Here is a 20,664-nt window from a genome sequence, read left to right on the forward strand (position 1 = left end):
GAGGAGTTACCTCTCTTCTGTGCCGGTCTGATCTGGGGCTTCGCGCCGTTTGGGCCGCACGATCGTATCCTGCTGTGGCCCAGTGGGCAGCGGCGATACGGGGGTGGACATGCCAACATCACCCAGCCCGAGATTGAGGTCAAGAACCCATAGCTGGTCGTCGTCCACGCTGCAGGTGATGGCGACCCGGTCCAGGTCCAGGCCTGCCTCATCGACCAAGTAGCCGGCAACGAGGTGGGTGAGGGCTTCCAGTCCCGGCAGCACCTGGCTGGCGTACTCGCGTCGCTGCTGGGTAGGGATCCCGCTGGTCCGGAGCTTGCGATCCTTGAACTTCTTGAATCGCAGGATGATCTTGTTGTTGAACGTGACGATCAGGAAGCCTCGATTGTCGCTGACCTGCACGTCTTCGCAGTTGTCGAACGACTTCACCGCTTGGTAGCGGATGAAGTCGTACACGAGATTGGCCCGCGTGCGGTTGCTGATCATGACGCCGAGCTCGCTGTCCTGCTTTAGCAGGCTGAGCCACTGCTGCCAGCCGAGGTCGATGCTGCCGCCGATCTTCTCTAGGTGCGGCGACAGGATCAGTTCGGCCTCTAAGGCGCTGAGGGGTTCGGTCACGAGATGATCCTGACGGACTTAACTATCGCCTGTCAATTATTCGGCAAACTATTCACCGTTGTGTGGTGGAGAACCCGGGGCTGCTGATGCTGGGCTATCGCCCCGCAGGCCGAGGGGCGGTGCTCGAACGATGCTTGTCGCATGAGTGCGCTGCCCAACGAGGCTTACCTGCCACCCGGTACCCGTGGCCCGCTGGCTTTGCGGCGCTTTGCTCAGGACGATTCGGCGGAGGGCTCCTGGCTTCTCCACTGCACTGCCGCTGCGCGGGCCTTCTTTGCCTCGTACTGGTCCGTGCGGGACACGGCTGACCGAGTGGCTAGGGCGAGTGCTGGCTCGCATCCCGGGGCAGCGAGCTGGTGCGGTCGGGCTCCAGGGGTCGACCTCCCACCGCCATCACCTTGAAGCGCCGAGGTCAGTAGCCGCGATCCCGACGGTGAAGGTTGCCGTGGTCCGCTACCGCTCGTAGGCCCATGCTCGCCCGGTCTGTCGGTACTGCTCGACCGGGATGGGGGCGACGCCGGCGGTCATGCGGTCGGTGTAGAGCATGCCATCGAGGTGGTCGATCTCGTGGGCGATGAGGCGGGCAAGGCCGAACTCGTAGGTCACGGTGGTGATGGTGCCGTCGAGGGCGGTGGCGGCGACGTCCAAGCGGCGGGGGCGGGGGACCATGCCGCGGACGTCGAAGAAGCTGAGGCAGCCCTCGTATTGTTCGTCGGTCTCGTTGGAGACGGCGGTGATCTGCGGGTTGAGCAGGATGATCGGCTCGGCGCCGGTGGTCGGGGGGAGGACGAGCGCGGCGGCGCGGGGGATGCCGATCTGTGGGGCAGCGAGGCCCATGCCCTTGGCGAAGGAGTGGACGCGGCCGATGCGGTCGACGGCGGTGAACAGCTCGTCGATCACGGCCTGGGCGGCGGCGCGTTCGGCAGGGAGGTCGAAGGGCTCGGCGGGGCGGTTGAGGATAGGGGTGCCCTGTTGGACGACGCCGAGGGACTGCATCTGCTGGCTGGGCCGCACCTCGATCACCTGATCTCCTTGGTCTGTTGCGGGTTGTTGGCGGTGGCGCGGAAGCGGGCATGCAACGGTGGGTCGTCGGTGCCCCGGGCGACGTGCCGGCGCCCGTCGTCGTGGCTGCTGTTGGCGGTGCGGAGGGGTACGGTCTTGGTGGTCATGGAGGCCTTGGCTCCCGCGGGACTCTTTATGCCCAGGCGCCGACCAACGTCGGCTCGGGCCGGAGCTTGATCCCGGTTGCGATCTCGACCTGCGCCGAGAGTTCGGTGAGGGCCTGGGCAAAGCCCGTTGCGGTCGCTCCGTCGTGGGCGGTGAGGGTGAGGGTACGGCGTTCCGAGCAGCGGATGCCGTCTGCGATCTTGTAGCCGGGGCGGAAGCCGGTGTGCTCCAGCAGCCAACCGGCGCTGGCCCGCTGTTGCCCGTCGCTGTCGGTGTGGACCGGGCAGCTGGCAGCCGACCAGCGGGCTGCCTGCGCGGCGGTGACGGGTGGGTTGAGGAAGACCGATCCGGCCTGGCGGGCGTCGGGTCCGTGGGGGTCGAGGAGGAGTCCGCGGCGGTGACGGTTGGCGAGGACGGCGGTGGCCACCTCGGCCACGGGCGGTCGGGCGTCGACGTGGACGCCGAGTTCGTCGGCGAGCGGCTGGTAGGTGATCGGGGCAGCCGGCGAGCGGGTGAGGTGGAACGTCGCGGTGAGGATGGTCCAGCGGCCGGGGTCGTTCTTGAAGCGGCTGTCGCGGTGGCGGAGGCGGCATGCCTGGGCGGGCAGGGTCCGTAGGCGGCCCATGTCCCAGTCCCAGGCGGTGAGGTGGTCGAGGGTGTCGGAGACCTGCTGGCCGTAGGCTCCGGCGTTCTGGACGGGGGCGGCGCCGACAGTGCCGGGTATGCCGGCCAGGCACTCGATCCCGGCGAGGTGTTCGGCTGCGGCCCACTGGACGAGGTCGGCGAGCGGGTGGCCGGCCTGGACGTTCGCGGCCACCGTGTCGTCGTCCACCCGCTTCACGGTGATGCCCCGGGTGTTCATCACGGCGACGGTGCCCTCGTGGCCGGTGTCGGAGGCGATGACATTGCTGCCGTGGCCGAGGGTGAGGGGCGCGTCCTCCTGCCGGTCGCCGATCGTACGGACCAGTTCGAACCAGTCGTCGGGGTCGGCGACCTGCAAGAGGTCGCCGGCCGGGCCGCCGAGGCGCAGGGTGGTGAGGGACGCGAGCGTGGTGCTGGGCACGGGTGGCCCTCCTAGGGTTCGTCGGTGATCGCCTTCAGGGCGAGGGCCCGCAGCGGGGCGAGGCGGGTGCGGTTGTCCTGGTGGTGGTAGACGGCGTTGGTGCAGATGGCCAGGTAGCGGCCGGTGGCCGGGGCGAGGTACAGGCTCGTGCCGGTGAAGCCGTGGTGGTAAGCGATCCGGCCCTCGTCGGCGAGGATCCAGGCCAGGCCACGGTCGAGGCCCGGCTCGATCTCGGCCTGCGGCTGCATGCTGTGGGCAAGCCAGCGGCCCAGGGGCCCATCGGTGGCGTGCGAGGCCAGCAGGTGGGTGGCGAAGGCGGAGAGGTCGGCCGGGGTGGTGAACACCCCGGCGTGGCCGGCGACTCCGCCGAGGAGGGCGGCGTTGTCGTCGTGCGGCATCCCCCACAGTCGGGGCCCGCCGGTCAGCCGCTGCTCGGTCGGGGCGACCTGGGTGGAGCGGGGTACCGGTCCGTAGGTCGTGCTGGTCATATCGAGGTGCTGCCAGAGCTCGGTCGCGAGTTCGTCCAGGCGCTGGCAGCGGTAGTGGGCCAGGGCCAGGCCGAGGAGGATGAAACCGCGGTTGATGTAGCGGTGTCCGGCTCCGGGTTCGGCGATCAGGTCCTCGCCGCAGATCAGTTCGGCCAGCGGTTCGGTGCGGTTGCGGTACTGGTCGAGGCGGGTGTCGGCCCGCAGGCCGGAGGTGTGGGCCAGCACCTGGCGAACCGTCACCTTGCCTCCGGGCGCCTCGGCCGGGATGCCGGTCAGCAGTTCGCGGATCGGGGTGTCCAGGGTGAAGCCGTCCATGAGGGAGGTGCCGACCAGCGGCCAGGTGGCCAGGACCTTGGTCAGCGAGGCCACGTCGTACACCGTGTCCGGCCCCGGCCGGGCGTCGCCGCACTCGGGGGCGACGACGCCGGAGGCCAGGTAGCCGGGCTCGGTGTCGAAGGTGCCGTGGGCGATGATCCCGCCGGGCACGGTGCCGTCAGCGGTCATCAGGTCCAGGCACTCGCGCAGATCGGCGAGCGCGTTCGGGTTCCACGGCACGGTGTTGGTCACGGCTACTCCTGGTCGATCGTCAGGTCGGCACCGAGCGCGGCCAACTTCGGCAGCAGGCTGCCGTATCCGCGCCGCAGGTGATACATCCCTCGGATCGTAGAGGTGCCCTCGGCGGCCAGGGCGGCGATCACGAGAGCGGTCACCGCCCGGATGTCCTCCCCGGCCACGTCGGCGCCGGTGAGCGCGGACCGGCCCCGGATGGTGATCACCGAGCCGGTCGCGTTGACGGCGGCGCCGAACGCGGCCAGGGCCGGCAAGTGGGTGTCGCGCTGGGTGTAGATCCGCTCGTCGATGCGGGAGGTGCCCTCGGCCTGGGTGAGGAAGGCGGTCAGCTGCGGCTGCACGTCGGTCGGAAAGCCCGGGTGCGGGCCGGTGGCCATCTGCACCGGCCGAGGCCCGGCCGGGGTGCTGACAGCCGTGCCGCCGTCCAGCGGGTCGAGCTGGATTCCGGCGTCGGCGAACACCGACACCAGCCCGTCCGGGAATGCGGCCGGCGGGAAGCCGTCCAGGTGGACGGTGCCGCCGGTGATGGCGGCGGCCAGCGCGAGGGTGGCGGCCTCCAGCCGGTCCGGCGGCACGGTGAACACCCCGCCCCCGATGCGGTCGGTGCCGGTGACGTTCAGCGCCGTCCTGCCCCGCCACTCGATGCCGACACCGGCCTGCGAGAGCAGGGCGGCGGTGTGGGTGACCTCGGGCTCCACGCTGGGGTTGAGGATCGCGGAGGTGCCCGGGGTGCGGGCGGCCAGCAGTATCGCGGTGACCGTCGCACCGAGGCTCGGCCCCCACGAGCGGGTCTCGGCGTCGGTGACGAACGGCAAGCGCTTGCCAGTGAGGCGGGCCCGCACCCGGCCCCGGTTCACCTCGACCTCGGCCCCGGCGGCTTCCATCGCGGCCAGGTGCCGGTCGATGTAGCGGGCGCAGAAGGCGTCGCCGCCGGGGGTGGGGAAGGTGACCTTGCCGGTGCGGGCCAGCAGGGCTCCGCCCATCACTGCGGTGGTGCGGATGCGCCGTCCGAGGTCGTCCGGGATGACGGGGAAATAGGAGTCGGCCGGCCGGGTGGCGAACTCGTCTCCGGTCACGGTGGTACGGGTGCCGGTGCGGTGCAGGATGTCGGCGACGACCAGGGTGTCCAGGATCTCGGGCGCACCGGTCAGGGTGAGCGGGTCGTCGGCGAGGATCGCGGCGGCGTACAGGTGCAGGGCGATGTTCTTGCTGCCCTGGACGGTGGCGGTGCCGGCCAGGCGGCAGCCTCCGGTGACCCGTACGGCCCGCTGGTCGGCCGTCGTGGTGGTGTCGGTGGTGGGCATGGTCACCTTCCCTGGCTTCCGGCCGGGAAGAAGCCCCCGACCTGGGTCTTGGGGTAGAGCAGGGTGTGCGCGCCGATCAGGGTGGCGGGCTGGAGCACGGTGCCGGCGGGAACGATCACGCCGTCGCCGATCACCGCGCCGAACTTCGTCTGGCCGGTGGCGATTCGCCGGCCGTCGAGGTGGGCGCAGACCTCTTCGGTGGCCGGTTCGGTGACCGGCCCGGAGGTGACCCGCAGGCCGGTGGTGGACACGAAAGCGCCGATGTTGACGCCGAGGCCGAGCACGGAGTCCCCGACGAAACTGGTGTGCTTCATGAAGACCCCGCCGGTCAGCAAGGAGCGGGTGACCTCGGCACCGAAGCCGATGCGGCAGCCAGGGCCGACGACGGTGTTGTCGCGCACCCGGGCGCCGGCCTCGATCACCGCGCCGGGGCAGACCAGCACCGGGCCGGTGACGTACGCGCCTTCTGCGATGACGGCTCCGGGCGCCACGATCACGTGGCCCCGAACGGTGGCGCCGGGCTCGATGGTCCCGGTCGCGTCCGGCAGCGGGATGTCCAGGGTGCCGGCCAGCAGGTTGGTGATGGCCTTCTTGAGGCCGAACACGGTGGGGCAGCAGTTCAGCAGTTCCAGCACGACCGGGTCGGTGACGTGCTCGATGTCGAAGTAGTACGCGGGGGTGGTGCGGTAGTCGATGCGCTCCAACTCGGTGTGCAGCGCGGGCGCGTCGGTCAGCCGATGCATGGCTGGATCTCCTCTCGGGCGAGCGAGTGGAAGAAGGAGGGCGGGGTCGTCGCGACGGCTCCTGAGGGCCTCAGGAAGCAGATGCATCGGGCGCGGTCGCCGCGCTCTGGGGGCTGGCCTCGGCCGGGTGGTTGTGAACAGCCAGGCCGAGGAGAGTGAGCACGGGCAGGTGCAGGGCGGCCCAGGAGGCGGTGAGGAAGGTGCCGAGCCGGTCGCGGTCCGCCGGGGCGGTGTGGCGCCGGCTGGTGGTCGGCGGGGACGTGCTGGGCGTTGGCATGAGAGGGCCTCCAGCAGCGGGGAGGGGCGGACACTCCCCAGTGAACTGCCGGGCGAAAGGCCGGATCCGTAGCCGGACTACGGGCCGTAGTCCGGCTACGGGTCAGATGATCTGAACGCCCGCTCGGGTGGCGAAGTCCCGGACTCCGGGTAGCTTGCGGTCGTGCCGCAGCAGGGTGCTGGCGAGGTCGCGGACGGCGCCCCGGCGGACTTCCTGCGGGGCCGCCTTCTCGGCGGCCAACAGAGCCCGGTAGCACTGTTCGGGCTTGCCCCACTGGTCGAACGCGCGGGCCACGTCGGTGAAGAAGCGCGCTTGACGTTCGGCGGTTGGCAGCGTGCTGGGATCGATCGTGGAGGCCAGTTCGATCGCCCGACCGGCGTCGCCGAGCTCGTAGTGCACCGACAACTCGTGCAGGGCGATGCCCTGGACGCCGTCCATCAGGTCGGAGGCCCGGCTGGCGGCTACGGCGCTGTCGGTGGCCTCCCGGATCAGCGAGTGCGCGTAGGCGCGGTCTCCGGTCTTCGCGGCGGTGTAGGCCGCGGTGGCGTACAGATCACCACGGGCGGCCAGTCGGGCGGACTCGGGCACCGTGGTGTCGACGAGGAGGTCCTCGGCGGCGACGACCACGATGTCGGTTGCTCGGGCCAGGCTGCCCTGCCGGCGCCAGGCGCTGGACACCATTCGCTGTGCCTCGGCGACCACCAGCGGGTCGCCGCCGTCCCGGGCGGCGGTGAGCGCGCGGTCGGCGGTGATGGCCACCAGGTTGTTGTCGCCGATCTTGATGCACAGCCGGACCGCGAGGTTGTAGAGCTGGGCGACGTTCAGGGCCCGCTCCTCGGTGCTACCGACCATTTGGGCGGCGGCGATCCGGCTCGGCAGGGCCTCGGCGAGCGCGTCGTACTGTGCTGCCTTGAACTCGCGACGAGACGTCAGGAGAGAAGAGGTGACAGACTCGTGGGTCGGCTCGCTGCGGGGCGCCGGAACCCGTCCCGTCCCGTAGAGCAGCAGGTCCTCCAGACCGGCCAGCGGTGAGGTCGTCTCGGCGCGCGCGGCCTGCTGGCCTGCGACCGGGGTGAACAGGGCGGCAGCCGCCAGGGTCAGGAACGGGCGGCGTCGCACATCGTCCTCCTCGGCAGCGGAACTGCTCGTCAGCGTAACGGAGGTGGACTTGCGAGGGCGGGACCTTGGCCGCCCGGAGGCCGGTTGCGGTAAGGCCATCAGCTCGTTGAGTTCGCAGCGCAGTACCTGCGCGAGGCGCCGGAGCAGGGTCAGGTCTTTCACCTGCTGCAAGTCCCGTTCGACCAGCGACATCCAGACCTCGCTGCGGTCGAGTTCAGAAGCGAGGCGGAGCTGGGTCCACTCCATCTCGGCGCGACGGAGCGCGATGAACTTGCCGAACGTGATGCCGCTGCCCCTCACGTTGGCCCCCATGCCGTGTTGAAGTCGCTACGGATTGCTACCGTACCGGCGGTCGGGGGTCACGGTCTGGGGCTTTCAGTACCGTGCCAGCGTTCACCGCACTGTCCGGCGGGCTTGGGTCGGGCTGCGTTGCTGGTCGCTGAGGATCTTGGCCTGAGGATCGTCCGCGTTGCCCTCGCAACCCCTGGGCAAGGGCAGCTCCACTTCGTTCGGGTGGCCGTTGTGCTGAGCGCCGACTACGACACGCGGAAGCGGTTGCGCGCCGATGCCAAGGTCCGGGACGTCCCGGCGATGGCTGCGCGCTACCAGCACGCGGCAGGCGGCATCCTCAAGGATGTGGCCAAGCGCGTGGGCGGACTCATCTGGCAGGTGGCCAAGGGCGCGGACGGCGGAAACCCGAAGGCTCCCGAGCCGGGGCGTTGAGACTGTGAACGACGAAGGCCCGGACCGTGAGAACGGTCCGGGCCTTCTGCTGGCGGAGGATACGAGATTCGAACTCGTGAGGGGTTGCCCCCAACACGCTTTCCAATTCTCTCGAACCCCGTCCGCCGGGGTTCACACCTGTCCTGACCTGCCGCAGAACGAACCACCGGACGGTGGCCGGACCCGGCTGGACTGGGGTGAATGAGACCAAAACTGAGACCAGCCGACCCGGCTGGGGCAGCCCATGGTGGCCGAGGGGGCCTACTTCGGAAAGTCGCCCGCGAGCCACCCATCGACTACTGAGAGTGCAAGGGCTTCCTGGAGCCAGGGGGTCGTTTTGATGATCGTGGTCAGGAGCTCGCACGCCTGGTCGGGCGGGAGTAGCTCCGAGATCACATGGCGGCCGTCGCCGAGCTGGCTCCCGCTTGCGCAGTCGATGTAGATGTCGACGAGACCTTGCTTGGTGGGCGCCACCCCGATGAACGCAGTGCCGCTCGTCAGTGACTCGCCGACCTTAATCAAGTTCTGTTGAGGTCCGGACTTGGAGGTGGCGGCCGATCGCGTGCTGGCGGTTGGCAGCGGTCCTCCCCAAGCGCGCTCGGTTAGTTCACCCCACACTCCGGCAGCGACGGTGCGGGGGTCTACGCCTTCGGATGGGGCGCAGTCCTTGTACACGCCGTCTGGCTGCTCTGACCGGTCATGCTCCTTGATCCAGAAGACACGACGGGCGAACCGAAAAGGCGCTTCGCCTGCCGGCGCGTCCGGCTTGAGCACCGAGTACCCCACCCGCCGGCCATGCCCGTTCCAACGGACAGGGCCGCGACGGGTGCCAGCCGCCACCTCCAGATATTCGCGCACGTAGTCGAGGTTGCCGATGCCCTCAGTCCAGACAATGCCGTCCTCGTGACGGATGAGATCTGGGTTCCTGTTCACGCACTCTCCTCCCGAGTGGACCGTGGCAGAGCCTGCCCTCGGTCCGCGGGCGTGAACCTTCCGGACTGCCTGTCTCTTTCCAAGTTGACTGCTCGGAACGGGTGGGGCGAAAGAGCCGCGGCAGGGCTGGGCGCTAGAATAGATCATCTGTAGGGGAACTGGATCGTGATCTCAACGGGCATCGCAATCAAGCGGTGGTGGGTGTGTTGGATTTCTATTTGTCGCGAATGTGAGAAGCGCCATTCTCTACGTCGTCCGGGTGGACAATTGAGTCCTGGATCCCTGCCGCGTGCATGAGTGAGTTTACCGAAACCACCCTGGTGTTACCGGCCCAGAGGATCCGAAAGGAGAGGGACCCATCCCTGGCTTTCCTTGACGCCTGCGCTTCCGAGAGGCCGAGTACGCTGGCTGCCATGGTGAAGCCTATGTGCTGCGGTAGAAGATCGGAAATCCGATAGTAAAGATTCTTCCCGTCGACCCAGGATCGCCCGACCTGTGACGGGGTAATAGGTGGGGCGGGTGTTCCGTCGCGTCGCCCGTCCCGAAGCCTGCGGTGGAGGCAAGTTGCGTGGTCCATCGCACCCATGCGCTGCAAAAGTGACCCGATTCGCTCGCCGCGAATTCTCTCGTTGGCGTCCGGATCCCGCACTGTGCCGACGTCGATAATTGAGGATGGTCGCAGCGTGGAAATGCTCTCGCGGTCGCCCTCTGGAATGAAAATATCCACACTGTCCGTGCATGTTTCCGATGAGCCCGAGTTTACCAGGTTTCGTGCGCTTGCAAAGGCGTTACTCATCATGATTTCTTGCAGTTTCTTGGGCGGTATTCCGCCATTCGCGGATGACCATGCCATCAGGAGGCCTTCTATCATCGCAGACCTGATGTCGGAAACTTCATAATTCCAATTTCGGGCCAGCTCTTTTGACCAACCCTTGAAATATGGGGTCAATAGATCCAATGCGATCATCAGCCATTTCTCCCGATGCTGCGGCTCCCCTTCTCGGGCCAGGGTTACCACTGATTCCCATAGGCGTAGACTTGCTGTTGATTTTGAGCGTCCCAGGCGAACCTTGTTGCGCAGTTCCTGGTAGGTCGGATGTTTCTTCAGTGTGCAAAATCGAACATCGCCCACGTGTGCACATATGGGCGCCTCTCCGCACCTGAGAAGAATTTGATCAGTAATGACAGTGAAGGCATCGGACATGGCGCTCCCTCCTGAGTCGGACAAGGTCTCAGGGAGATCATGAGGGTGGCGCTTGCCCGTTTGATTCTCGTCGCTCAGATATAACCCGATCGAGTGAACCCTGGCTGCTGCTCGCCTGCCTCCCTGGGGCGCTTCGTACCTTGTGGCCAGTGAGGATCCTTGAACGCGTGGAGTCTGCACTTGGACTGGCAGTGCGTCACCTGGATTCGGGAGATTGTGGCGGGCACGAGCTTGCGCCAGATCAACGTGCCCTCCGCAACCAGGCCGTATCCACCACGGAGATCAGAGGTGCCGTGGCGCCGACGGGGAGCCTTCGCACCGGGGACTCATGCCTGCGGCTTTGAGCAGCTTGTGCCAGTAGGGGAGTTCGCGCACCTCGGCCCTCTTGTGGACGCCGTTCGACCGCAGCTTCTCGTACGCGCGGACGAGCCGCTCGGCGGTTCGCCGCGTCAGCGCGGGTACCTCGGTGTCTAGGATCTTCTCCCACGGCGGTGCCGCGGGGTCGTGCTGGTCGCAGTGCAGTCGATCGAACGGCAACTGGCGGGCAACCGCCCAGACCATCAGGTCGGGGGCGTCCTCCAACAGGTGCCAGTGATGGGCCGACCGGGTCCGGAGCATCTCTTCCAGGACGCCGAGGATCGCCCGTCGGAACGTGATGGCGATGCGGACGCCGGTCGCTTGCGTGTGGTCGTTGAACAGCGTGCGGAACGCCTGGCTGGACGGGTACCGCCAGATCTCCTGCCGGCCCTCGTTCTCAAGGGTGCGATGGGCGAGGTCGGGGTCGGCTTCGTGCGAGAACAGCGCGAGTGCCGTCGTTGCCTCGCCGATGGAGTACCCCTCCCGGCGTGGGCCGCGCTGGTAGCCGCGGCGGAGCCTGAAATTGCACTGGTCGTCACTGAACTGCTTGATGAGCCTGAGCATGACGGGGTGACGGACGAGGAGGTCCTGCGGTTCGGTCGGGTTGCAGTAGAGGTGAGCACGGTCGTACTCGCTCCGGGCGAGTTCACGGGTCGACCCGGTGACGATACGGACGTCCACCACCGCCCGGTCCAGGTGCTCGACGGACAGCTCTGCGGCGAGACGGGAGACCAGGGCCATCCGCTGGTACCCGTCGATGCACTCAGGTCCGAGAAGGTCGAGGGTGCCGCTGCTCCGGGTCCCGTCCGGAACCCAGAAGACGTTGTCGGCGCCGAGAACCATCCGGCCCGTGACACCGAAGGCCTCCGGCCGTTCGCGCAGGACCTTCTCCATTTCCCGGTTCTGGGCCGAATCCGCGAGGAACTCGCGCCTGGTGCCCAACCGCTCTGCCGAGTCGAGCGCTTCGGCGAGACCGACGAGTTGGACGGCTGGTACACGGGCGTCCCACTGGTCGGTGCCCAGTCGGTGCAGGAGCGTCGTCTGGATTCGGAATCCGGAACACAGGAGTGGCATGCTCGTCGGCTCCTGGTGAGCCGGGAAGGGGTGCGTCACGGCGTAAGGGTTCACGCTCTTACAACGGGCGTCTCCTCGCTCAGGTGACGGGCCCTTCCCGGGGACGGGTGTGTTCTCCGTGGAGCCGGCCGTCAACCTGCGGCGAAGGCTTCCGGTCCGGGCTCGGGAATGCGCCAGTCGATTCGGACCTGCTGGTCGAGGGGCAGCGAGGGGCCGCCGATGTAGATGCGGTGGATCAGGTAGAGCACCGCCAGTCGGAACGCCTCCGGTGCGAGATTTCCCGCAGTGGTGCGGGTCAGCTTCATCACCTGCCGGACGATGTGTGGATCGGCTTCGAGGGGACCGAGTTCCGCCACGGTCTTCGGGTCGATCCGGCCGTCCTCGCGCATAGCCGATATGGAGAGGGAAAGGAGGTCCGGCTCGGCTTCGATCCGGGTGAGGACACGGTCGATGACGTACTCGTGGAGTACGTCCGCTGCAATCTTGCCGTGCTCGGCGGATTCCTCGCCCGTGCACTCCGGGCATCCGTCGCATTCGTCCGGGTCGTAGAGATCCTCCGACGCGTCGTCTACCTGCCGGGTGGACATGAAGCAGGAGGCCACCCACATGATCTCCGGCCGACCCAGGTCCAGGTCCTCGGCGGTCGACAGGTCGGGGTCGTGCCAGAGACGATCCACGGTCTCGTCGTCGGTCCCGAGGTCCGGAGGCGGCATCTCGGACCGCATCAGGGAAGCCAGACTGACGAGATACGGCTCCCAGCCGAGCGCGCTGTGCAGAAGAGTGGCGGCATCGGCGCCGGGGCGCCTCCAGAAGATGAGGTCTTCGTCGTCACCATTGACGAAGTGCAGGACGTGGTCCGTCGAGTTGAATTCGACTCCGGACATCTCTCCCAGGTGAGTGAGAACGGCCTGCCTGCCCCGGTAGCGCCCGACGTAGCGACGGGCTTGAGCGACGAACGACCCCATCGTCGAGTCGGTCAGCACCGCGTTGGGACTGACCCCGATGACCTTCGGACGGTTGAACGGGCCGGACCGCCGGAGCTGCTGTGTTGCGTTCGCCCAGAACAGCCGCTTGCTGCTCGGGTCGTACACCACGCAGTAGACCGGGATGTTCCCGTCTGCCCAGGTACTGCCGTGGTGACCGACGGGTACCGCGTAGCCGTTGGCCCGACGCCACTTCTCCCCACCCTTGACCTGCACCCTGATCACGTCGCTCGTCACGTGCTCGTCCTTGACGAAGGTGACGTAGAGGTCCTCGCCGAAGTCGTTCTGCCCGGAGATCTCCTGGACGATGTGATCGTGCTCCTCAAGGAGCGCGCGCACCGCGTTCACAGCGGCCTGGCCCACGCGCCGGCCCTTTGGAATCTTCGGCATGCTGCCCCCGGACGTTCCCCGCTTGCCTCGTCCGGGCTCGGGACGGCTGTTGTCCTCGTCATTCTGCCGCGTCCCTCTGACACGGCACCCGGAGCAGGGAACGACGAAGGCCCGGACCGTGAGAACGGTCCGGGCCTTCTGCTGGCGGAGGATACGAGATTCGAACTCGTGAGGGGTTGCCCCCAACACGCTTTCCAAGCGTGCGCCCTAGGCCTCTAGGCGAATCCTCCGAGGGAGAGCTTAGTACATGTTTCGGGGTGCTCGCGACCACGTATGTCGCAGGTGGGGGTGGGGGGTGGCCTGCGGATGCGGGGGTGGGGGTGGTGGTGGAGGGGTGGGGTCGGGATCCGGTACTGTGGGGGTCAGCCCCTCGTGTGGCGTCATCTCTCTGAACCCCCCCAGGGCCGGAAGGCAGCAAGGGTAGGAGGGCTCTGGCGGGTGCACGAGGGGTCTTTGCGTTCCCGGGGCCGGGGTGCGGGGGAGGCCGCGTTTGTCGGTCCGTCCCGATATCGTCGGGGGTGTGTCCCTAGCCCTGTACCGCCGCTACCGCCCCGAGACCTTCGCGGAGGTCATCGGGCAGGAGCACGTGACCGCTCCGCTCCAGCAGGCCCTGCGCAACAACAGGGTCAACCACGCCTACCTGTTCAGCGGCCCGCGCGGCTGCGGCAAGACGACGAGCGCGCGCATCCTGGCGCGCTGTCTGAACTGCGAGCAGGGGCCGACGCCGACGCCCTGCGGCGAGTGCCAGTCCTGCCGGGACCTCGCCACGGGCGGGCCCGGGTCGATCGACGTGATCGAGATCGACGCGGCCTCGCACGGTGGTGTGGACGACGCGCGCGAGCTGCGTGAGCGGGCGTTCTTCGCGCCGGTGCACAGCCGGTACAAGATCTTCATCCTGGACGAGGCGCACATGGTGACCTCGGCCGGCTTCAACGCGCTGCTGAAGGTGGTGGAGGAGCCGCCGGAGCACCTCAAGTTCATCTTCGCGACCACCGAGCCGGAGAAGGTGATCGGGACGATCCGGTCCCGGACCCACCACTACCCGTTCCGGCTGGTGCCGCCCGGCACGCTGCGCGACTACCTGACGGAGGTGTGCGGCCGGGAGGGGATCCAGGTCGAGGACTCCGTGTTCCCGCTGGTCGTGCGGGCGGGCGCCGGGTCGGTGCGTGACTCGATGTCGGTGATGGACCAGCTGCTGGCCGGCGCGACCGAGGGCGGCGTGACCTACCCGATGGCCACCGCGCTGCTCGGGTACACGGACTCGGCGCTGCTGGACGAGGTGGTGGACGCGTTCGCCGCGCACGACGGGGCGACGGTGTTCCAGGTGATCGACCGGGTGGTCGAGGGCGGGCACGACCCGCGGCGGTTCGTCACGGACCTGCTGGAGCGGCTGCGCGACCTGGTGATCCTCGCCACGGTGCCGGACGCGGGGGAGAAGGGGCTGATCGACGCCCCGGCCGATCGGGTCGCGGTGATGCAGGCGCAGGCGGACGCCTTCGGGGCGGCCGAGCTGAGCCGGGCGGCGGACATCGTCAACACCGGGCTGACGGAGATGCGCGGCAACGCGGCGCCCCGGCTGCAGCTGGAGCTGATCTGCGCCCGGGTGATGCTGCCGGGTGCGTACAGCGACGAGCTGTCGTTGCAGGCGCGGCTGGACAAGCTGGAGCGGCGGGCCGCGGCAGGCGGGCTGGCTGGTGGGATCGCTGGTGGAATGGTCGGCGGGCCGGCCGGCGGGATCGCGGCGGCGGCTCCGGCGGTGATGCCGGCCGCGCCGGTGATGCCCGAGGTGCCGGCGATGCCGCAGATGCCGCAGCCGGTGCCGCAGGCGGTGGCTCCGGTGCAGCCGGCCCCCGCACCCGCGCCGGCCCCCGCACCCGCGCCGGCCCCCGCTCCCGCGCAGCCGGCCGGGCCGGCGCCCGGCGCCTGGCCGATCAAGCGGAGCTTCCCGCCGGCCGGGGACGCCCCCGCCCCGGCGGCTGCGCCTGCGGCACCGGCGGCCCCCGCGGCCGCGCAGCCGCCCGCTCCGGCACCCGCCCCCGCCCCCGCTCCGGCCGCGGTGTCCGGCGGGCAGCCGTCGGCGGCGGCGCAGCAGGGCGCGGCGCAGGTGCGGCAGCTGTGGCCGCAGATCCTGGAGGCGGTGAAGAACCGCCGCCGGTTCACCTGGATCCTGCTCAGCCAGAACGGCCAGGTGGCCGGTTTCGACGGCAGCGTGCTCCAGGTCTCGTTCATCAACGCGGGTGCCCGCGACAGCTTCGTCAGCAGCAACAGCGACGACGTGCTGCGGTCCGCGCTCGCGGACGCGCTGGGCGTGGACTGGCGGGTCGAGTGCATCGTGGACCCGTCCGGCGGGTCCTCGGGCGGGGTCGGCGGCGGCAGCGCGGGCGGCTTCGGCGGTGGGGCCGGTGGGACCGGTGGGGCCGGAGGTTCCGGCGGTGGCGGGGGCGGCTGGGGTGCCCCACCGGCGCGTCCGGTGGCGTCCGCGCCCCCGGTGCAGCCCGCGGCTCCGGCGCCTGCGGCGGTGCCCCCGCCGCAGCAGCACCAGCCCCCGCAGCCGCAGGCGGCGCCGGCCGCCCCGGTGCCCCCGCCGGTCCGGACCCCGCCCCCGGCGGCCCCGGCGCACCCCGTGCAGGCGGTCGCCCCGGAGGACGACATCCCGGAGGAGGACGACCCCGATCTCAACGAGGAGGCGTTCTCCGGCCAGGAGCTGATCATCCGCGAGCTGGGTGCCACGGTGCTGGAGGAGATCCGGCACGGTGGGAACTGACCAGCACGTAGGCTCGTCGTGGACGTACCAGAAGGCGCACCAGGCGCAGACCGAACGCAAGGAGTGAGCCGTGTTTCCCGGTGGTGGCCAGCCCAACATGCAGGCGCTGCTCAAGCAGGCGCAGAAGATGCAGCAGGACCTCGCCCAGGCGCAGCAGGAGCTGGCCGAGGCGAAGGTGACCGGCTCGGCGGGCGGCGGTCTCGTCGAGGCGACGGTGACCGGCGCCGGGGAACTGGTGGCGCTGACCATCGCCCCGGCCGCCGTGGACCCGGAGGACACCGAGACGCTGGCGGACCTGGTGCTGGCGGCCGTCCGGGACGCCAACCAGGCCGCGCAGAAGATGCAGGCCGAGCGGATGGGCCCGCTGACCCAGGGCCTGGGCGGCGGCGGCATCCCCGGTCTGCCGTTCTGAGAGCGGCGGGACGGTCCGGGGGACGCGGGGCCGTGACGGTCCGGAGTTCAGGCGATGGACCTGTGTGATTTATGCGGGAGTCGGGCGTCGGGCGGTGTGCCCGGCGTCCGATTCGTTGGATGATGGCACCGGAGTACCCCGTGCGGGTGCCACCGGTCCAACCCGAGGGAAGGCGCGACGTTGTACGAGGGCGTGGTTCAGGACCTGATCGACGAACTGGGCAGGCTGCCCGGCGTCGGGCCCAAGAGCGCGCAGCGGATCGCCTTCCACGTCCTGCAGGCCGACCCCGTCGACGTCCGCCGGCTGGCGCACGCGCTGCTGGAGGTCAAGGACAAGGTCCGGTTCTGCGCCGTCTGTGGCAACGTCGCGGAGGCCGAGCAGTGCCGGGTCTGCCTCGACCCGCGCCGTGACCTCGGTGTCATCTGCGTCGTCGAGGAGCCCAAGGACGTCGTCGCCATCGAGCGCACCCGGGAGTTCCGCGGCCGCTACCACGTGCTGGGCGGCGCGATCAGCCCGATCGAGGGCGTGGGCCCGGACGACCTGCGGATCCGGGAGCTGCTGGCGCGGCTCGCGGACGGCACGGTCGCCGAGCTGATCCTGGCCACCGACCCCAATCTGGAGGGGGAGGCGACCGCCACCTACCTGGCCCGGCTCTGCAAGCCGATGGGCCTGAAGGTGACCCGCCTGGCGAGCGGTCTGCCCGTCGGCGGGGATCTGGAGTACGCGGACGAGGTCACGCTCGGCCGTGCCTTCGAAGGGAGACGACTGCTCGATGTCTGACCGGACGATCAACCAGCAGCCCCACACACCCCACCAGGCCGGACCGGAGCAGGACCGGCTCACCCCCCAGGACGCCCCGCACGTCCCGCCGGGCCAGCACGACCCGCACACGCACGGGCACGGCTCGGAGCCGGACGACTTCGCGGTGCAGATCGCGGACTCGGTGGAGAGCTTCGTGCTCTCGGTGACCGAGGTCGCCAAGGGCGACGAGCCCGGCAGCGCCGTCTCGCTCCTCCTGTTGGAGGTGTCGCAGCTCCTGCTGGCCGGCGGTCGGCTGGGTGCCATCGAGGACGTCGTCCCCGAGGACCGCTTCGAGCCCGACGCCGGACCGGAGCCGGACGGCGAGCAGCTGCGCGAGCGGCTGGCCGAACTGCTCGCGCCGATCGACGTCTACCACGAGGTCTTCGACCCGTACGGGCCGCCGGAGAAGCCGAACGCCTTCCGGATCTCGGACGACCTGGCCGGGGTGGTGGGCGAGCTGCAGCACGGGCTCACCCACTACCGCGAGGGCCGGGTCAGCGAGGCGCTCTGGTGGTGGCAGTTCTCGTACCTGTCCAACTGGGGCACCACCTGCACGGCCGTCCTGCGGGCGCTGCAGTCGCTGATCGCCCACGTCCGGTTGGACAGCCCGATCGGGGCGGCGCCGGACGGCGCGGACACCGACAACGACGGGCTCACCGACGAGCAGCTGGAGCAGCAGGCCGGTGACCTGATGGCGGCGGAGCTGGGCGGGCGGTAGGCCGGGCACGGTGCGGACGCCGCCGAGGACGGTGGACGCGGCGGGTCGGCGGAGTACCTGAGCGGAGCGCGCCGCGGAGTGTGACGGAAGCCTCACTCTCCCGCACGGGGAGGAAAACCCCGGGGCGTCCGTCCGTTCGTCCGCCGATTCTCCGGAACGGCGGGGGCCCGCCCGCAGACCTGCCGGTGGGACCGCCCGCACCCCCGCTCACCTGCTGAAACGTGTGTCTCATCATATGGAAAGCGGAGGTCGGAGCACCCCCGCTCGGTAGACTGGCGCCGACCGCACTGCCCCCGCCACCCGGGGGTGCGGGGGCCGATCGCCCCCGAAGACGACACAAGTCGAGGAGCGCACGTGGGCCTTGTCGTGCAGAAGTACGGCGGCTCATCCGTTGCGGATGCCGAGGGCATCAAGCGCGTGGCCCGTCGAATCGTTGATGCCAAGAAGGCCGGCCATGAGGTCGTCGTCGTGGTGTCCGCGATGGGCGACACGACGGACGAGCTCATCGAACTCGCGGAGCAGGTGTCACCTCTCCCCGCCGGCCGCGAGTTCGACATGCTGCTGACCGCTGGAGAGCGCATCTCCATGGCGCTGCTGGCCATGGCGATCAAATCCCTGGGCCACGAGGCGCAGTCGTTCACAGGCAGCCAGGCGGGCGTCATCACCGACTCGGTCCACAACAAGGCGCGCATCATCGACGTGACGCCGGGCCGCATCCGCACCGCCCTGGACGAGGGCAACATCGCGATCGTGGCCGGCTTCCAGGGCGTGTCGCAGTCGAGCAAGGACATCACCACGCTCGGCCGCGGCGGCTCGGACACCACCGCCGTCGCCCTCGCCGCCGCCCTCAAGGCGGAGGTCTGCGAGATCTACACCGACGTGGACGGCGTGTTCACCGCCGACCCGCGCGTGGTGAAGAAGGCCCGCAAGATCGACTGGATCGCGTACGAGGACATGCTGGAGCTGGCCTCGTCCGGGTCCAAGGTGCTGCTCGACCGCTGTGTGGAGTACGCGCGCCGCTACAACATCCCGATTCACGTACGCTCGTCCTTCTCGGGCCTCCCCGGGACGATCGTCAGCAACGACAACCCGAACCAGCCCGAAGGGGGCGAGATGGAGCAGGCCATCATCTCCGGAGTCGCCCATGACACGTCCGAGGCGAAGGTCACGGTCGTCGGCGTCCCCGACAAGCCGGGCGAGGCGGCGCGCATCTTCCGCGCCATCGCCGACGCCGAAATCAACATCGACATGGTGGTGCAGAACGTCTCGGCGGCGTCGACCGGCCTGACGGACATCTCCTTCACCCTGCCGAAGAGCGAGGGCCAGAAGGCCATCGACGCGCTGGACAAGGTCCGCGAGGGCATCGGCTACGAGTCGCTCCGCTACGACGACGCGATCGGCAAGATCTCGCTGGTCGGCGCGGGCATGCGCTCCAACCCGGGCGTCACCGCGACCTTCTTCGAGGCGCTCTCCGCGGCCGGCGTCAACATCGAGCTGATCTCCACCTCGGAGATCCGCATCTCGGTGGTCACCCGCGCCGAGGACGTCAACGCGGCCGTCCAGGCTGTCCACAGCGCCTTCGGGCTGGACAGCGAGACGGACGAAGCCGTCGTCTACGGAGGCACCGGGCGATGACCCGGCGGCCGAACCTCGCCGTCGTCGGCGCCACCGGCGCGGTCGGCGAGGTGCTCCTCGGCCTGCTCTCCCTCCGCCAGGACGTCTGGGGCGAGATCCGACTCGTCGCCTCCCCGCGCTCGGCCGGCCGCAAGGCGGTCGTGCGCGGGGAGCCCGTCGAGGTGCTCGCGCTCGGCGAGGAGGCCTTCGAGGGGATCGACGTCGCGCTGTTCGACGTCCCCGAGGAGGTCGCCGCCCGCTGGGCGCCGATCGCGGCCGCCAAGGGCGTCGTGGTGGTCGACAACTCCGGCGCGTTCCGGCTGGACGACGCCGTGCCGCTGGTGGTGCCCGAGGTCAACGCGGCGGCCGCCCGGATGCGCTCGCGCGGCATCGTGGCGAGCCCCGACTCCACCACCCTGACCATGATCGCGGCAATCGGCGTGCTGCACGCCGAGTACGGGCTGGAGTCGCTGGTCGTCGCCTCCTACCAGGCCGCCTCCGGCCTGGGCCGGGCCGGCGCGGACGCGCTGCGCACCCAGCTCTCCCAGGTGGCCGGCACCGACGTCGGCGAGCAGACCGGCGACCTGCGCGCGGTGATCGCCGACCACGGGCCGTTCGCGGCCCCGCTCGCGCTCAACGCGGTGCCGTGGACCGGCGTGCTGACGGACGGCGGCTGGTCGTCCGGGGAGCGCACGCTGCGCGACGAGTCCCGCAAGATCCTCGGCCTGCCCCGGCTGAAGGTCTCCGCCACCTGCGTGCGGATCCCGGTGGTGCGCACCCACGCGCTCGCCGTGCACGCGGTGTTCGAGCGCGAGGTCACCCAGGAGCACGCCCGGGAGCTGCTGGCGGAGGCCCCCGGGGTGGTGCTGTACGACGACCCGGCGGCGGGGGAGTTCCCCACCCCGAACGACGCGGTCGGGACGGACCCGGTGTGGGCGGGACGGCTGCGGCGGGCGCTGGACGACCCGAACGCGCTGGACCTCTTCCTCTGCGGGGACAACCTGCGCCGGGGTGCGGCGTTGAACGCGCTTCAGATCGCGGAGCTGGTGGCCGCGGAGTTGGTGGCCGCCGATCTGGTGGCCGCCGAGGGCCGCTGCGGGTCTGCGGGTGAGGGCGTAGGCAGCGGCGGCGTCGGCGACGAGGACGACGACGAGGCGTAGGCCCGCCGCACGGCCCGCGGACCGGTCCTGACGAAGTGTGGAGCGGGATGCCCCGGCTCTGCGCGGGATGTTCGCCGACTGTGTGAGGAATCCTCGCCGGATCCCCTGGAGGGCCGTTCCTCCCGTGCGGGAGAATGTCCCCCGGACTGGGCAACCATGACAGGGGATCGAGTGTCCAACGG

At 69.7% G+C, this 20,664-nt stretch carries 20 protein-coding genes, 1 tRNA gene and 1 other RNA gene; 8 read left to right on the top strand and 14 right to left on the bottom strand.

The window, feature by feature from the left end; all coding sequences use genetic code 11:
• Positions 1-6 precede the first annotated feature (6 nt).
• The 9 genes from ACFC0B_RS18540 to ACFC0B_RS18580 all read right to left on the bottom strand — a co-directional run bounded on the left by ACFC0B_RS18540 (position 7) and on the right by ACFC0B_RS18580 (position 7,661).
• Positions 7-618, bottom strand: coding sequence for a hypothetical protein (locus ACFC0B_RS18540; protein WP_376086876.1), 612 nt, complete (start codon positions 616-618; stop codon positions 7-9).
• 453 nt (positions 619-1,071) lie between these two features.
• Complete coding sequence (locus ACFC0B_RS18545; RefSeq protein ID WP_376086877.1) at positions 1,072-1,641, bottom strand: peptide deformylase; 570 nt, start codon at positions 1,639-1,641, stop codon at positions 1,072-1,074.
• Entirely contained in the window at positions 1,638-1,787 is a 150-nt protein-coding gene (locus ACFC0B_RS18550) for a hypothetical protein (RefSeq protein WP_376086878.1), read from the bottom strand. Before ACFC0B_RS18550 ends, ACFC0B_RS18545 begins: the two co-directional genes overlap by 4 nt.
• A gap of 26 nt (positions 1,788-1,813) precedes the next feature.
• Positions 1,814-2,848 (bottom strand): UDP-N-acetylmuramate dehydrogenase, encoded by a 1,035-nt coding sequence (locus tag ACFC0B_RS18555; protein WP_376086879.1) that lies wholly within the window; start codon positions 2,846-2,848, stop codon positions 1,814-1,816.
• Between the two features lie 11 nt (positions 2,849-2,859).
• A complete protein-coding gene (locus ACFC0B_RS18560; protein ID WP_376086880.1) occupies positions 2,860-3,903 on the bottom strand; it encodes a serine hydrolase domain-containing protein in 1,044 nt (347 codons plus the stop codon).
• 2 nt (positions 3,904-3,905) lie between these two features.
• The gene (locus ACFC0B_RS18565; protein ID WP_376086881.1) at positions 3,906-5,210 is read right to left on the bottom strand and encodes a UDP-N-acetylglucosamine 1-carboxyvinyltransferase; all 1,305 of its coding nucleotides are present in this window, start codon (positions 5,208-5,210) and stop codon (positions 3,906-3,908) included.
• Positions 5,211-5,212: 2 nt separating this feature from the next.
• Positions 5,213-5,953, bottom strand: a complete 741-nt coding sequence (locus ACFC0B_RS18570; RefSeq protein WP_376086882.1) for a hypothetical protein — start codon at positions 5,951-5,953, stop codon at positions 5,213-5,215.
• 70 nt (positions 5,954-6,023) lie between these two features.
• Positions 6,024-6,230: a hypothetical protein gene (locus ACFC0B_RS18575; RefSeq protein ID WP_376086883.1), complete on the bottom strand. Its 207-nt coding sequence runs from the start codon at positions 6,228-6,230 to the stop codon at positions 6,024-6,026.
• Between the two features lie 102 nt (positions 6,231-6,332).
• The gene (locus ACFC0B_RS18580) at positions 6,333-7,661 is read right to left on the bottom strand and encodes a helix-turn-helix domain-containing protein (protein ID WP_376086884.1); all 1,329 of its coding nucleotides are present in this window, start codon (positions 7,659-7,661) and stop codon (positions 6,333-6,335) included.
• A 201-nt stretch (positions 7,662-7,862) separates the two neighbouring features.
• Between ACFC0B_RS18580 and ACFC0B_RS18585 the strand changes: the two genes are divergently transcribed.
• Complete coding sequence (locus tag ACFC0B_RS18585; protein WP_376086885.1) at positions 7,863-8,072, top strand: hypothetical protein; 210 nt, start codon at positions 7,863-7,865, stop codon at positions 8,070-8,072.
• Between the two features lie 261 nt (positions 8,073-8,333).
• Here the strand turns inward: ACFC0B_RS18585 and ACFC0B_RS18590 are convergent, their stop codons facing one another.
• The 5 genes from ACFC0B_RS18590 to ACFC0B_RS18610 all read right to left on the bottom strand — a co-directional run bounded on the left by ACFC0B_RS18590 (position 8,334) and on the right by ACFC0B_RS18610 (position 13,243).
• The gene (locus tag ACFC0B_RS18590) at positions 8,334-9,005 is read right to left on the bottom strand and encodes a DUF6009 family protein (RefSeq protein ID WP_376086886.1); all 672 of its coding nucleotides are present in this window, start codon (positions 9,003-9,005) and stop codon (positions 8,334-8,336) included.
• 214 nt (positions 9,006-9,219) lie between these two features.
• Complete coding sequence (locus ACFC0B_RS18595; RefSeq protein WP_376086887.1) at positions 9,220-10,209, bottom strand: hypothetical protein; 990 nt, start codon at positions 10,207-10,209, stop codon at positions 9,220-9,222.
• A 282-nt stretch (positions 10,210-10,491) separates the two neighbouring features.
• Positions 10,492-11,640, bottom strand: coding sequence for a hypothetical protein (locus tag ACFC0B_RS18600; RefSeq protein ID WP_376086888.1), 1,149 nt, complete (start codon positions 11,638-11,640; stop codon positions 10,492-10,494).
• Positions 11,641-11,771: 131 nt separating this feature from the next.
• Entirely contained in the window at positions 11,772-13,013 is a 1,242-nt protein-coding gene (locus ACFC0B_RS18605) for a DUF4365 domain-containing protein (protein ID WP_376086889.1), read from the bottom strand.
• A gap of 142 nt (positions 13,014-13,155) precedes the next feature.
• A tRNA-Ser gene (locus ACFC0B_RS18610) sits at positions 13,156-13,243 on the bottom strand.
• Positions 13,244-13,377: 134 nt separating this feature from the next.
• On the opposite strand from ACFC0B_RS18610, the gene ffs reads away from it, so the two are divergent.
• From ffs to ACFC0B_RS18645, 7 genes are all read left to right on the top strand, one after another.
• Positions 13,378-13,468: signal recognition particle sRNA small type (gene ffs / locus ACFC0B_RS18615), an RNA gene on the top strand.
• A gap of 65 nt (positions 13,469-13,533) precedes the next feature.
• Complete coding sequence (locus ACFC0B_RS18620) at positions 13,534-15,777, top strand: DNA polymerase III subunit gamma and tau (protein WP_376086890.1); 2,244 nt, start codon at positions 13,534-13,536, stop codon at positions 15,775-15,777.
• A 70-nt stretch (positions 15,778-15,847) separates the two neighbouring features.
• Positions 15,848-16,189 carry a YbaB/EbfC family nucleoid-associated protein gene (locus ACFC0B_RS18625; RefSeq protein WP_376086891.1) on the top strand — a complete coding sequence of 114 codons (342 nt, stop codon included), beginning with the start codon at positions 15,848-15,850 and terminating at the stop codon, positions 16,187-16,189.
• 180 nt (positions 16,190-16,369) lie between these two features.
• Positions 16,370-16,969: a recombination mediator RecR gene (gene recR / locus ACFC0B_RS18630; protein WP_376086892.1), complete on the top strand. Its 600-nt coding sequence runs from the start codon at positions 16,370-16,372 to the stop codon at positions 16,967-16,969.
• Positions 16,962-17,708 (top strand): DUF5063 domain-containing protein, encoded by a 747-nt coding sequence (locus tag ACFC0B_RS18635; RefSeq protein WP_376086893.1) that lies wholly within the window; start codon positions 16,962-16,964, stop codon positions 17,706-17,708. The genes recR and ACFC0B_RS18635 overlap by 8 nt, the downstream gene beginning before the upstream one ends.
• A 354-nt stretch (positions 17,709-18,062) precedes the next feature.
• Complete coding sequence (locus ACFC0B_RS18640) at positions 18,063-19,343, top strand: aspartate kinase (protein WP_376086894.1); 1,281 nt, start codon at positions 18,063-18,065, stop codon at positions 19,341-19,343.
• Positions 19,340-20,482: an aspartate-semialdehyde dehydrogenase gene (locus tag ACFC0B_RS18645; RefSeq protein WP_376086895.1), complete on the top strand. Its 1,143-nt coding sequence runs from the start codon at positions 19,340-19,342 to the stop codon at positions 20,480-20,482. Before ACFC0B_RS18640 ends, ACFC0B_RS18645 begins: the two co-directional genes overlap by 4 nt.
• Positions 20,483-20,664: the final 182 nt, after the last annotated feature.

The organism is Kitasatospora sp. NPDC056184 (assembly GCF_042268405.1).
GTDB lineage: Bacteria > Actinomycetota > Actinomycetes > Streptomycetales > Streptomycetaceae > Kitasatospora.